General features: G+C 43.0%; 13 protein-coding genes. 1 reads left to right on the top strand and 12 read right to left on the bottom strand.

Features of this window, described 5'->3' with window-relative positions; translation table 11 throughout:
* Positions 1 to 13: 13 nt before the first annotated feature.
* From CYG50_RS16245 to CYG50_RS16290, 10 genes are all read right to left on the bottom strand, one after another.
* On the bottom strand, positions 14 to 658 hold the full coding sequence (locus CYG50_RS16245; protein ID WP_102138024.1) for a phosphate propanoyltransferase: 645 nt from the start codon (positions 656 to 658) through the stop codon (positions 14 to 16).
* Positions 655 to 1,092 (bottom strand): BMC domain-containing protein, encoded by a 438-nt coding sequence (locus CYG50_RS16250; protein WP_102138025.1) that lies wholly within the window; start codon positions 1,090 to 1,092, stop codon positions 655 to 657. The genes CYG50_RS16245 and CYG50_RS16250 overlap by 4 nt, the downstream gene beginning before the upstream one ends.
* A gap of 13 nt (positions 1,093 to 1,105) precedes the next feature.
* Complete coding sequence (gene cutD, locus CYG50_RS16255) at positions 1,106 to 2,056, bottom strand: choline TMA-lyase-activating enzyme (RefSeq protein ID WP_102138026.1); 951 nt, start codon at positions 2,054 to 2,056, stop codon at positions 1,106 to 1,108.
* 101 nt (positions 2,057 to 2,157) lie between these two features.
* On the bottom strand, positions 2,158 to 5,589 hold the full coding sequence (gene cutC, locus CYG50_RS16260; RefSeq protein WP_102138027.1) for a choline trimethylamine-lyase: 3,432 nt from the start codon (positions 5,587 to 5,589) through the stop codon (positions 2,158 to 2,160).
* 58 nt (positions 5,590 to 5,647) lie between these two features.
* Positions 5,648 to 6,778 carry a 1-propanol dehydrogenase PduQ gene (locus CYG50_RS16265; protein WP_102138028.1) on the bottom strand — a complete coding sequence of 377 codons (1,131 nt, stop codon included), beginning with the start codon at positions 6,776 to 6,778 and terminating at the stop codon, positions 5,648 to 5,650.
* Between the two features lie 7 nt (positions 6,779 to 6,785).
* Complete coding sequence (locus CYG50_RS16270) at positions 6,786 to 7,043, bottom strand: EutN/CcmL family microcompartment protein (RefSeq protein WP_004259057.1); 258 nt, start codon at positions 7,041 to 7,043, stop codon at positions 6,786 to 6,788.
* Between the two features lie 26 nt (positions 7,044 to 7,069).
* Entirely contained in the window at positions 7,070 to 8,698 is a 1,629-nt protein-coding gene (locus CYG50_RS16275; protein WP_102138029.1) for an acetaldehyde dehydrogenase (acetylating), read from the bottom strand.
* A gap of 69 nt (positions 8,699 to 8,767) precedes the next feature.
* The gene (locus tag CYG50_RS16280) at positions 8,768 to 9,046 is read right to left on the bottom strand and encodes a BMC domain-containing protein (RefSeq protein ID WP_004259063.1); all 279 of its coding nucleotides are present in this window, start codon (positions 9,044 to 9,046) and stop codon (positions 8,768 to 8,770) included.
* A 15-nt stretch (positions 9,047 to 9,061) separates the two neighbouring features.
* Positions 9,062 to 9,346 carry a BMC domain-containing protein gene (locus CYG50_RS16285; protein ID WP_004259066.1) on the bottom strand — a complete coding sequence of 95 codons (285 nt, stop codon included), beginning with the start codon at positions 9,344 to 9,346 and terminating at the stop codon, positions 9,062 to 9,064.
* A gap of 20 nt (positions 9,347 to 9,366) precedes the next feature.
* Positions 9,367 to 9,645, bottom strand: coding sequence for a BMC domain-containing protein (locus CYG50_RS16290; RefSeq protein WP_004249182.1), 279 nt, complete (start codon positions 9,643 to 9,645; stop codon positions 9,367 to 9,369).
* A gap of 616 nt (positions 9,646 to 10,261) precedes the next feature.
* Between CYG50_RS16290 and CYG50_RS16295 the strand changes: the two genes are divergently transcribed.
* On the top strand, positions 10,262 to 11,401 hold the full coding sequence (locus CYG50_RS16295; RefSeq protein ID WP_102138030.1) for an FAD-dependent monooxygenase: 1,140 nt from the start codon (positions 10,262 to 10,264) through the stop codon (positions 11,399 to 11,401).
* 68 nt (positions 11,402 to 11,469) lie between these two features.
* Here the strand turns inward: CYG50_RS16295 and CYG50_RS16300 are convergent, their stop codons facing one another.
* Entirely contained in the window at positions 11,470 to 11,988 is a 519-nt protein-coding gene (locus CYG50_RS16300) for a FidL-like protein (RefSeq protein ID WP_102138031.1), read from the bottom strand.
* Positions 11,985 to 12,827 (bottom strand): transcriptional regulator, encoded by an 843-nt coding sequence (locus tag CYG50_RS16305; RefSeq protein WP_102138032.1) that lies wholly within the window; start codon positions 12,825 to 12,827, stop codon positions 11,985 to 11,987. Before CYG50_RS16305 ends, CYG50_RS16300 begins: the two co-directional genes overlap by 4 nt.
* Positions 12,828 to 12,841 lie beyond the last annotated feature (14 nt).

Genomic DNA, 12,841 nt, shown 5'->3' on the forward strand with positions numbered 1-12,841 from the left:
TTGCCACCGCTCCTTAGCCTGCAATGAATACGCTATCGTTATTCCGTAATCCCGCTGCGTTCGCTTCATCGGTATCAATATGAAATTCAAGAGAAAACCGCTCATCGACTCTCACGACAACTTCATCAAACACTAAGCTGCGTTCACCTTCAGTACGGATATTCACCTTTTGCCCATTCACTACATTTAGTGCTCTTGAGTCCATCACACTCATATGAATATGGCGCTGAGCACAAATGACCTGTGACTCAAGATTGACATGTCCTGCTGGGCCAATCAGTAAAGCATTACCCGAATTCGTCATATCCCCAGACTCTCTCACAGGAGCTTTAATGCCAAGGGCAAAACAATCGGCTTTAGACACTTCGAGCTGCGTTTTTGGGCGAACAGGCCCTAGCACTCTGACTTTGCTAATAGAGCCTTTTGGCCCCACGACCATCACGCACTCTTTCGCAGCAAATTGCCCTGGCTGTTTTAAATCTTTGAATGGCGTTAGCTGATAACCTTGGCCAAACAACGCTTCAACGTCCTGCTGTGAAAGGTGAACATGACGGTTAGAGATGCCAACAGGGATAGCGATGTTAGCAACGCCATTTTGTGCCGGTGTATAGGCTGAAAGCCGAGCCAGTATTTTCCCCATCAATTGCTCATTCATCATGATTTTTTCCCTTTACGCGGGTCATTTTTGATGTCTTTCACATTGATATCGGTTTTAACTTCAGCCACTGGCGCTTCAGTTTTAGCTTCAATAACTACTTTTTCCACTAACTTTTCTGTTTTTGCTTCTGGTTGAATACTTTTCTCTAATTCGCCCTTTTTACTTTTCACTGTCAGTAATTTGGTGATCACACTTTCTTCAGGCCGTGCAATCACTAATGAACCGACTAATAGTTGGCTACTGGCGATCACTTCAATGCCATGGTCAACTGCGGTGCGAACGGCACTGATTTCGCCTTGAAAACAAACGGATACCAGTCCAGAGCCGATTTTTCGATAACCTACAATTTCTACACTGGCGGCTTTACAGGCTGCGTCTGCAGCCTGTATGGCGGATGTCAGCCCCCGAGTTTCAATTACGCCTAAACTTTTCATCTGTCTCTCCTACTTAATGACGAACCAGTCGAATATCGAAATCAAATTGTTTGAAGAATGCTTCAAGTTGATCTAACTCTTCTGCGCTATAGGTTGGGTCTTGTTTAACGGGATAAATCATATCCAGTTTGTCGTATTTGCCGCGTCCCAACTGGTGATAAGGCAGAATATCAATACGTTTTACATTGCCACGTTTGGATAATTCCATCGCATAGTGAATCGCCCCCGTGATGGCATCAAAAGAGTCGTTATAGCCGCGAACCAATGGCATTCTCACTACAACGTTGGCACCGAGTTCAACCAACCTTTCAAGGTTGCGGCGAACATTTTCATTGCCAATACCGAACAGGTTTTTATGCTGTGTAGTATCAATATGTTTAATGTCATAGAGGAATAGGTCGACAACTTCAGCTAACTTTTCATAGTTTTCTAACGATGTAGTGCCTTGGGTTTCTATTGCGGTGTTGATCATCATTTTTTTACACTCACGCAGTAGCGCAACGGCAAAATCGGTTTGTAGGCTCATTTCACCGCCACCGATTGTCACGCCACCACCGGAAGAAATATAAAAATCATAATCTTGCATGATGATTTCCATCATTTCGGCTACTGTGACATCCTTCCCCATAATGTCTAACGCACCACCAATACACACTTCTTCGCATTTACGGCAACCAATGCAGTCAATACTACGATTCACGCGGTGAATTTGTTCACCTTGCTCATTAATGGTTTTGTAGTGGATCCCTGTTGGGCAGACATCAACACATTTTCCGCAGTTGACGCATTTGTCATGGGAAAACATCACTTGGAACTGGCTGCTTAGCCCTTCTGGGTTGGCGCACCATGGACAACGAATATTGCACCCTTTTAAGAAAATCAATGTGCGGATGCCATCGCCATCATAAATCGAGTATTTTTGGATATTAAATATCCGACCTTTAATCTCTGCCGCGCTCATCATTGCACCTCTAAAACTATGTTTATAAATCAAAATTTATTATTGTTGTTATGAAATAGCCGGTATAAAATGGCAGGTATAAACTCATACCTGCCTACATGGGTTTAGAACTTCTCAATTACAGTACGGCTAATAATTTCATCTTGAACCTCTTTACAGAGCTCCACGAAGTAAGCACTGTATCCTGCGACACGAACGATTAAATCACGATATTTTTCAGGCTCTTGCTGGGCTTTTTTCAGCATTTCGTTATCTACATAGCTGAACTGCATTTGCCCGTTTCCTAAGATAGACGCGGTTCTCAGCAAGGTGATTAAGCCATGACGGCCTTCTGGCGTGTCCAATAAGCCTTTTAAGAACTTAAAGTTATGCACCATACCAATGTTCATCGTTTCAACATTCATTTTGCTGATTGATTTAATAATGGCAGTTGGGCCTTGTTTATCCGCACCTTGTGTTGGGCTGATACCATCGGATAGCGGCATCCACGCCAAGCGACCATTGGCACTCGCGGCGGTTAACTCACCAATCGGTGTGTTGTTGGAGATAGATAAGGTTCCGTGGCTCAGTGTTGAATACAGCATGTCGTACTTACGGCACTCACGCTCTGTCCACTCCGTAATATCCAGTGCATATTGGTCAACATAGTCATCATCGTTACCAAACTTAGGCGCATTTAAGCAGTCACGACGCAGTTCGTCGTAGCCTTCAAAGTTGGCTAGCAGGCCATCACGAATTTGCTCAAGGGTGTAGCGGCCATCTTCGTAAACTAATTTGCGAATAGCGACAATGGAGTCAACATAGGTTGCAAGACCAGAGAAAATCAGCCCTGGGCCGTGGTTGATCATCGCCCCACCCGCTGCAACGTCTTTCCCTTTTTCCATACAGCCTTCCACCAGCAAGGACATTAATGGTTTTGGTGCCACATCGCGGTGAACGCGTTGGCTGATGACGGTACCGATAGCGGATAAGCGAACAATATGAGCAATCTGCGCTTTCACTGCATTATCAAAGTCTTCGAATGTTTTCAGGTCACGTAAGTCACCAGTATCTAAACCTTGATAGCTATCGAATAACACCATGCGACCACGATTTAATACGAATTCAATCGCAATTGGCCATTGGGTGTAACCCGTTGAAGTCCACTGATAAATACGACCTGATTTTTGTGGCTCAACACAGCCCATCAAGCAGTAATCACGCGCATCTTCAAAGTCGAAGCCTTTACGCAGCATCATTTTGATGTGGGAATCGTCGAAGTGACATGCAGGGAAGCCCATACCGGCTTTCACGACATCAACGATTTTTTCCATGTATTTCTGTGGTGATTGGTTATGAATACGGCATGCCAGAGAGGGCTGATACACTTTAACGAAACGAACCGCATCCATAATTAAGTAGGTCAGGTCGTTACAAGCGTCACCGCCTGAACGTTTTTGTCCACCCACTGTTAAGTTGATAAATGGCTGATAACCGGCGAAATATTTTGCACCTAATTCGCTCGACATCCACATTAACTCAGCACATTTGATGATAAACGCCTGCATCATTTCTAGCGCTTGGTCTTGGGTCAAACGGCCTGATTTGATGTCGTTTTCATACATTGGCAAACAATATTGGTCGAGGCGTCCTAGAGAAAGACCGGTTTGGTTCTCTTCGATTTCAAACAGTGACTCAACCGTCCAAATGCTCTGTAATGCTTCTTGTAACGTCGCCGGTGGGTTCGCTGGCACATTTTCGTTGACTTGTGCAATAGTTAGCAATTCTTCACGACGTTTTTGGTCTGACTCCAACACTGCTAATTCACGAGCGTGAGCAGCAATTCGGTGTGAATACGCCACAACCCCTTCACAGGTTTCAATTGACGCTTTATAGAAATAAATGCGGTCAATATCATCTGGGTTTTCCATGCTTAATTCAGCCAGTTTCGCCTGAGCATCTGCTTTAATACCATTCATTCCTTTGGTGAATAACAGCACGTCATAACCAGGGCAGGTATCGCCACCACCGTTAATTTGGTGATAAGACAAGTCACTGACAAAGGTTTCACCGCTGAATTCCCACACCCCCGCTTCGCGGTATTGAGCCTCACAAATCTCATCCAGCGAACGACCTTCCCAGAACGGAGCGATTTCCTCACGGATCACTTTTTTGTCTTCTTCAGAGATAACAAACGGGTCTTGTGGACGCGTGCTCATGGTATCAAGTTCTTCGACTACCCAACGCCATGCGATATCCGGTGAGAAGGCACCCGCACGGGCTTTACCACATGGATGCCCCACAATCAGTTCTTCAGGTTGAATTAAGATTGGCGCGGTTTCACAAGCGCGGCGGAATGCTTTCGCACGCAATAGAATTGGCGGTAAACCCGGGTTATTTTTAACAACTTCAGTGAAGGCGAGTGCGCGATAAATAGACACACTTGGACGCGCTTCTAAGTAACGGTTACGTAAGCGTTGTAAGCGAGGCGTTAAGCCTTCCATCACTTTGAATTCGGTTTCTACTTGTGCCGTTGGAGCAACATAATTCGCATTTGGTGCAGAATATTGCGGCTGAGCGCTGTTTTTTCCACAATATAAGCGAACTTTCAATCCATTATTGATAGCACTGATATTTTCATGAGCGGATAACATCATGGCAGATAATTCGTTAATGCATACACGCGGGTCATTCAGATAAATGCCATCTTTCAATGCATCGAACATTGGGTAGCCATCGACTTGCTTGGTTGAGCGAACTTCAGAGAGTTCAGCCAGTTTCAACCATAAACTTTCTACAATTTCATAAGCTTGTGCTTGGGTTAAGCGGCCTTGTTCGATATCACGTTGATAGAATGGATAAACGGCTTTATCGAACCCCATTGGGTTCACCGCATAACTGCCATTTTCTAGATGTAAAATTAGCTGAAGCAAGTAGAAAGCTTGGCAAGCCTCTTTGAAGGTTTGCGCTGGTTTTGCCGGCACATTGCGTAAAATGGCTGCGCTTTCTTGCAATTCTGCACGACGATATTGATTAGATTCTGCTGCCGCCATGCTCTCTGCTTTAGACGCTAAAGCTTGTGCAAAATGAATGGCCGCATCACATGCGTAAATTGCTGAGCGGCAGTTATTCGCTTCATCAATGCTATTACGGCTAACTGCACTGCCAATGTTTCTGACTTTGTTTTCTAATTGGGCTTTGATAGCCAAGAAACCAATATTTAAAACCGCTAAGTAATCAGGCGCATCCACTGTGCTATCGCCAGCTAAAAAGGTATAAATACTGTGGCTGTTGATTTCATTTTCAGTATGGAAAATGGCACCTCGAGGGGTTGATGATTGGCTACCGATGATCAGCTCATCTTGGCCAATAAATGCAGGAAAATGCCGGATAAATTCATAAAAACGTTGTGCAGGTTTAATCGCCTGTGGTGCGCCAGACAGTTGGTTGCCAAGCGCTTCTAAAATATTCGCACGTTCAGTAATAATTGAGCTGTTGCGGGCACTTAAGCGTTCAGCCAGCATTTTTACGCGTGGGGTCAAAGCATATTTATTCATGTTAGCCTATCCTGATGTTCTTTCTAGTTTGTTGTTCATCACATAAAAGCGTTAACTGTTAAAAAGACTGTCTATACAGCATTTCCAGTTGCACCTTGCTCACATCCCGTGGATTGGTCGGAGTGCAACTATCGCGCAGTGCTTGCCCAACCATTTCCCCTAAACGGGCGTTAAAATCGAATTCATTGGTACCGGTTGCTTGAATGCCTTTTGGCATATTCATTTCATCTTTCAATACGTTGATTGCCATAATTAAGCTTTCAACGCCTTCTCGTATTGTTGAGGCGGGTAAATTTAAGTTTTTCGCGAGATGAGCGTAACGTTTTGCAGCTTCGTTATCGCATCGCCCTTCTAAATCCGCATTGAAGGCCACAACTTGTGCCATCAATAAGGCATTTGCACGACCATGTGGAATGTGGAATACGCCGCCTAATGCATGGGCTAAACTGTGAGTTATCCCTAGTGATGCGTTAGTAAAGGCCATTCCCGCAATGCATGAAGCGTTGTGCATTTTTTCGCGTGCCACTAAGTTGCTACCGTCGCGATAACAATCAATTAAGTGGCCGAACACTAACTGCACGGCTTTTTCTGCTAAGGCATCAGAAAAATCAGATGCAGTACGAGAAACATAAGCTTCTAGCGCGTGGCACAGCACGTCCATACCTGTGTCAGCCGTAATAGAAGCGGGTACTGACTTCACCAGTGCAGGGTCTAAAATGGCGACATCTGGCAACATAAATTCGTCAACTAAAACCAGTTTTTCAGACTGGGACTTGATCACTGAAAATGAAGTGACCTCCGAGCCCGTCCCACTGGTAGTTGGGATCGCGATAAACTGCGGTTTAACTCGATTGACGTCTTTTTTCGTGTGCCAGAGGGAGTAAATAACAGCTTTCGCAGCATCAATAACCGACCCACCACCGAGTGCAATCACCACATCTGGATATTGCTTATCCATGATTTTCATACCTTTAACGATGGCTGAAATGTCAGGATCTGGCTCAACATCGTCGTAAATCGAAAATGCGATGCCACTTTGGGTTAGCCTGCGAGTGACTTCATCAGCTAAGCCAAACTTCACCATCGCTCTGTCAGTGACGATAAAGGCATGGTGAGCACTCATTTGTGAGATAAAATCCAATGCGTTAGCACCGAATTGGACTTTAGGTTTAATCAAAAACTGGTTCATGCTGTTTTTACTCCTTGGTATAAACCTTCTCAACAATGGCAACCACTGACATGGCTTTGTAATTGTCTTTATTCAAAGCGAAGTAAGCTTCAGCTAACACAATGTCGTTAATACCTGCGCCAACACTGTCGACTGCCACATACGTTTTGTTTTTCAACGGTTCAAGGTCATCCCCTAGCTTGGTAACCATTAATAAGTTACTGCCACTAAGTTCTTGGCATTTCTGCGTTGCAACAACATGTCCGACTACCTTTGCGAGGATCATGGTTTATACCGCCTTATTCCAATGAGTTACTTATTTAGGCGTCCGAGAACAGCCTTGATGATTTGCTCAACATTTTCTTCAGTGATGTCGCCTTGAGAAACCACCGCTTCAGCAATCGCAGCTGTTGTTACCGCACTGCCGAATCGGTCATCGCCCGTTGGATTAACTACTGCTGTTGACACTGCCGCTGGATTACGGAAGCGGTTATCATCAAAAATGCTGACTTGCGGTTGATTTACCGTAGCCGGTGCCGTTGGCTGAGCCACTGCACAAGGCTGGGTGGGTTGCCTTAAATCATCAATGGAACGCACGCCATAACCCACTTTACGAATATTCAGTAAGTTCATTGGGCCAACGTTATCAGAGCTAGAACCGCCGCCAACCGCACCACAGCCCAGTGTTAACGCTGGCGTGATATTCGTCGTCGCACCAATTCCGCCCAATGCTGCTGGCGTATTGATCAAAATACGATTAACGGGTTTTTCTAAAGAGAACTGGCGAATGACATCTTCGTTTTGCGTGTGGATCACCAAGGTATGGCCGAGACCTTCGTTGGTCAGCAAATCAACCACGCGATGGCAAGCGGATTGCCAATCTTCCTCAATATACATCCCTAAAATTGGACATAATTTCTCGCGGGAGTATGGGTTTTTCGGTGATACGGTGTCTTGCAACGCAATCAACACACGTGTGTTAGCCGGAACAGTGAAACCTGCACGTTGGCTGAGTGTAATGGCATCTTTCCCCACCACTTCTGGGTTGATGGTGCCGTTCGCTCTAAGCAACATCGATGCCATGCGTTTCGCTTCGTCTTCATTCATGAAGTAAGCGCCTTGAGCGAGTAATTCACGATGAACTTCGTTGTAAATACAGCGTTCTACAATGATGGATTGCTCAGAAGCACAGATCACACCGTTATCAAACGTTTTACTGGTGATGATGTCACTTACCGCCTGTTTGATATTGGCGCTACGTTCAATAAATGCAGGGCCATTACCTGGACCGCCACTAATGGTTGGTGTACCGGATGCGTAAGCTGCACGTACCATGCCTTCACCACCCGTTGCCAAGATTAAAGAGACGTCTTTGCTGTGCATCAGTTCTTTCGTTGCTTCTAAAGTCAGCATTGTGACAGCATCGACAATTCCAGCTGGAGCACCCGCTTCTAATGCGGCTTTTTTGACAATTTCTAATGTGCGGAAACTGCAGGCTTTGGCATTTGGATGAGGGGAGAAGACAATGGCATTACCCGCCTTCAAGGCAATCAACGTTTTGTAGATGATGGTAGATGTTGGATTAGTAGAAGGAACTAACGCCGTGATCACACCAAGAGGAACACCCACATCCATGACTTTGTTGATTTTGTCATCATTAATGATGCCAACGGTTTTGAGATCTTTAATGTGTTCATAAACACGCATTGAAGCAAAAGTGTTTTTCAGGACTTTATCTTGCCACTTACCAAACCCAGTTTCTTCGTTAGCCATTTTTGCCAGCTCTTCTGCATGAAGTGCGGACTCAATTGCGATGTGTTTAACAATATTATCGATTTTTTCCTGCGAAAATGTCGCAAACTCTTTCTGCGCTTGTTTCGCGTTTCTAACTAGCTCTCTTGCCAGTTGTCTGGATTGCAGATCTTTGTCTAATGCAACCATGTCTTCCCCCGTATCGGAGCCAAAATTAATTCATTCGCTTGTCGAGTTATTGGCTTATTAGCCAATGACTTAGGCTTTGTGTTGTTGTGCAATTTTGCCAATATCGTTGTGTGGTCTTGCAATCACACGTGAAGTCACCACTGTTCCGATACGTTTTGCAGCCTCAACACCTGACTCAACCGCAGCATTAACGGCACCGACATCGCCTTTAACCATCGCTGTTACCAGCCCTGAACCGACATTCTCATAACCGATTAGCTCGACATTTGCGGCTTTACACATGGCATCAGCAGCTTCAATACAAGCCACTAAACCTTTGGTTTCAATCAGACCAAGTGCTTCTTTCATAAGTAATTTCCTGTTTTATTCCGTGACTTTATACTGGGCGACAATTTTCTGAATATCGCTATGAGGACGAGCGATAACCAGTGATGTCACAACGGTGCCAATACGAGAGGCAGATTCAACACCTGAATCCACTGCAGCTTTCACCGCACCCACATCGCCTTTGACCATGGCGGTAACTAAACCTGACCCAACATTTTCATAACCAATCAGCACAACATTTGCGGCTTTACACATCGAGTCTGCAGCTTCAATACAAGCCACTAACCCTTGAGTTTCAATAAGACCTAATGCGTCACCCATGTTTTTTCCTCCGGAAAAAGTTATGCTTTATGCTTAATAACGATTTTGTTGATATCGTTGTGTGGACGCGCAATGACCAGTGAGGTCACGACTTCACCAACACGCTGTGCTGATTCAACACCTGAATCGACGGCTGCTTTGACTGCACCGACATCGCCTTTAACCATTGCGGTAACGAGGCCTGAACCGACATTTTCGTAACCAATTAGCTCAACATTTGCCGCTTTGCACATGGCATCAGCTGCTTCGATACAAGCCACCAGACCTTTTGTTTCAATAAGACCTAATGCATCACCCATTGTTGTTTCCTCCGAGAAGCCTTCTTTATTTTTCTTTACCTTCGATATTCCAAGCTAATGTGTCCGAGTACATGTCCCTTGAAATATCTAAGTAATCATTTACGCCAATGGTGTCTGCGCGGTGATCTATTGAACGCAGCCTTTGGCTTCAAACCCACTATAGAACTGAAAAATAAAAACAAAATATAAATCCACAAAGCACAGATATTTAGTTTTTAAGGCTAATAATTAGAGCGAACACTCAGGTCATTTATATGTTTATGCTAAAAAAACCAAAAATTCACGTTTGAAATTTGAGGTGAAAATTGAAGGGGAAATGTATTTAGAGCTATTTATGAAGGATTGTTAATGAGGTATTACTAAGCTGCTATGCCTACGTTTTTTCTTCTCTTATAACTGTGCTCGTGATCGCTTTGCGGCATATTTTTACTTTCTGTTAATTCCTTAATTTATATACTCAGACCACCGCACTCTTTGAAAACCATTCGCCATAACTTCCCTATCAATGGCTATCGCGTACTTAAAAATATTCCCTTCTGCTAAATAATAAAAAATAACGGCGACAACAATTTTGCTACTTTCCATCTAAAAGTGATAAAACTCATAGGTGAAAAGAATGACACATAAATTTACTATTGCGATTGTAGGTTGTGGCCTTGGCGGTTCAGCACTCGCCCTCCTAATGCAGAATATAGGGTTTAATATTGCTGTCTTTGAACAAGCTTCTTCGTTTGAAAAAATCGGGGCAGGGATCCATATATCCCCGAACCTCATGTACATAATGGAAAAAATAGGTGTTTCAAAATCTATTGAAAAGCTTGGCTGGGAGCCTAACGGATTTATCAGTCGCGATGCCTATTCAAACAAAACGCTAAATTACTTGAAATTAGGACAGGAAATGCGCGACCTATATGGCATGCCTTACCTGACTATCCATCGAGGAGACTTACACCGTGCAATGACGGAAAAAATTAACTTAAACAATCTTCATATGGGAAAAAAGTTAATTGCGCTTAATGAGATAAAAAACAAAATTGAACTCGTTTTCAACGATAACAGTCGTTACGAGGCCGATATTGTCATTGGTGCCGACGGGATATTTTCAAAAGTAAGAAATGCAATAACTGGCACAGATATTCAATGCTCCAGCTATACTGGACAAGCTGTATTTAGGGGATTAGTCGAGCTTCAAGGGCTGGCACCTCAAATGAAACACAGTGTGAATAAATGGTTTGGTAAAGATAATAAATTTATCATTGGGTACTTTTTAGACAAAAATGAAACACAATTTTATTACGTAGCTGGTTTTTCCTTCCCCTACTGGCCTCGAGGTATTTCTGTTCAACCCGCTGCTTTACATGATGTTTTGAAAATATTTAATGAATTTCACGATGTACCAAAATCAATGCTGTCATTAACTAAAAGCGTGACACTTTGGCCATTACACGAAAGAACAGCTGATTCAACGTGGAATAAAGGTAGGATAGTACTTATCGGAGATGCATGTCATCCGATGCGACCTCATATGATGTCGGGTGCTTCGATGGCAATTGAAGATGCGGCTATATTAGTTAAATGTCTACAACAGTACGGCATTGATAATTATTCATGCGCTTTTAATCAATATCAGAGTTACCGTATAGAACGCGTAGCGCTTGTACAAAAGTTATCAAGTACAAATACATGGCTAAAAAAGAAGACGGATACAGACTGGTTATTTAAATATAACGCGATAAGCCCCGAGCTACGCCTTTAACGCTTTTCCTTTCACCAAGTGAAACCCAGACTATTTAAATATGATATTTGTTACCACCTACAAGAAAGCTAATCGAACTTACTATTGGGTTTGAGTGTGCAAATATAAAGTGGGGAATTAATTGAGCTGAGTAGTAAGGCTTTGTCATTAAGCTTTTGTGCATTAAGAAATAGCCCATCATGGCTATCTGACATTTCCCGCATAAAATAGTCAAATATCACATCTGGCGATTCATCAATAGAAGAAGCGCTCGCTTCCCACTGACTAATAATATAATGACGTTCTATTGGGGAAACTCGTTTTGTCGTGTAACTAAATTTCACATAACGCTGCAAATACAGCCAGCCCGCTTTAGAATCAGTATAGCCTTCCACCACAATTGAGCCCTTTCCATTCGCGCCAAAATTGAAGTGAATATTGCCATTAACGTTTTCATCTTGCATATTCTCAAAACGCATAATGCCTTTTGTCGAGCACACTAATAAACCATCTTGTTTATTGGAAAAGAAGACCGACTGGGTATAAATCGTAACAATAATGAATAACAAAAAACTCAGTAAGCATAATACTTTTCCTGATATCTTCATGATGGTTTCCAAGAATAGTAAAAGTAGTTATCGCAATAGCTAAATGGGTTATCTTCATTGACTGCACAATGTGCAAGAAATACTCGACCCAATCCATTAGTCTGCAGTTTGTCCCCATAGAAAAAAACAAACCGTTCTTTCTCAACACACTCTAGATTTAAGTTATTTCTAACTTTATCAAAGTTTTGCACATAGTTTAGTGCGACAGTGTTATTGATCATTTTTTCATTCGATAATACATCACAACCAGAGTGCTCAAGCACCGTCATGTCAATTGGCACTGACGGTTGTTTTGATAAATAAGCCATGATAGCTAATAAAATAGAACATAATAAAAAAGCACCACTCGCAAGATACCAACAGATCTCTTTTTTTTCTGGCGTCAGTGCTGAATCTATTTTTTTGGGATCTGTAGGGACAGAGATAGGTTTGGAAGCTGGAGATAAAACAACCGCTGTTTCTTCTACGTCACTTAAGCTAGTTATTAATTCAGTTGGAGAAATTTTGATATCATCAATTAATTCAAGGGAAACATCGGAATTAAACTCTAATCGACCCCGAGCGACTGTCACAATAATATTTTCAATACCATATGGACGAAATGCTTTTCGTAATAGGCTGAGATATTGATTTAAATTACTGTTTGATGAGACTAACCCATTATCATCCCAAACTGCTTTTAATACCTCATCTCGAGAAACAACACCTCTGTGCTGAATAAAGTAAAACAATAATGCATTGGCAGTTATCGACAGCTGTGTATCCACCTCATCTTCTTTTAAAGATAAAGTGCCATCAACCGCATCATATAGAATGAAAGCATTGATTTTATATTTCACTATCGCCTCATGTG

The organism is Providencia huaxiensis (assembly GCF_002843235.3).
GTDB lineage: Bacteria > Pseudomonadota > Gammaproteobacteria > Enterobacterales > Enterobacteriaceae > Providencia > Providencia huaxiensis.

Coding starts and splice junctions, on each gene's coding strand:
- CYG50_RS16245 (WP_102138024.1), bottom strand. CDS start 658: ATGATGAATGAGCAATTGATGGGGAAAATACTGGCTCGGCTTTCAGCC.
- CYG50_RS16250 (WP_102138025.1), bottom strand. CDS start 1,092: ATGAAAAGTTTAGGCGTAATTGAAACTCGGGGGCTGACATCCGCCATA.
- cutD (WP_102138026.1), bottom strand. CDS start 2,056: ATGATGAGCGCGGCAGAGATTAAAGGTCGGATATTTAATATCCAAAAA.
- cutC (WP_102138027.1), bottom strand. CDS start 5,589: ATGAATAAATATGCTTTGACCCCACGCGTAAAAATGCTGGCTGAACGC.
- CYG50_RS16265 (WP_102138028.1), bottom strand. CDS start 6,778: ATGAACCAGTTTTTGATTAAACCTAAAGTCCAATTCGGTGCTAACGCA.
- CYG50_RS16270 (WP_004259057.1), bottom strand. CDS start 7,043: ATGATCCTCGCAAAGGTAGTCGGACATGTTGTTGCAACGCAGAAATGC.
- CYG50_RS16275 (WP_102138029.1), bottom strand. CDS start 8,698: ATGGTTGCATTAGACAAAGATCTGCAATCCAGACAACTGGCAAGAGAG.
- CYG50_RS16280 (WP_004259063.1), bottom strand. CDS start 9,046: ATGAAAGAAGCACTTGGTCTGATTGAAACCAAAGGTTTAGTGGCTTGT.
- CYG50_RS16285 (WP_004259066.1), bottom strand. CDS start 9,346: ATGGGTGACGCATTAGGTCTTATTGAAACTCAAGGGTTAGTGGCTTGT.
- CYG50_RS16290 (WP_004249182.1), bottom strand. CDS start 9,645: ATGGGTGATGCATTAGGTCTTATTGAAACAAAAGGTCTGGTGGCTTGT.
- CYG50_RS16295 (WP_102138030.1), top strand. CDS start 10,262: ATGACACATAAATTTACTATTGCGATTGTAGGTTGTGGCCTTGGCGGT.
- CYG50_RS16300 (WP_102138031.1), bottom strand. CDS start 11,988: ATGAAGATATCAGGAAAAGTATTATGCTTACTGAGTTTTTTGTTATTC.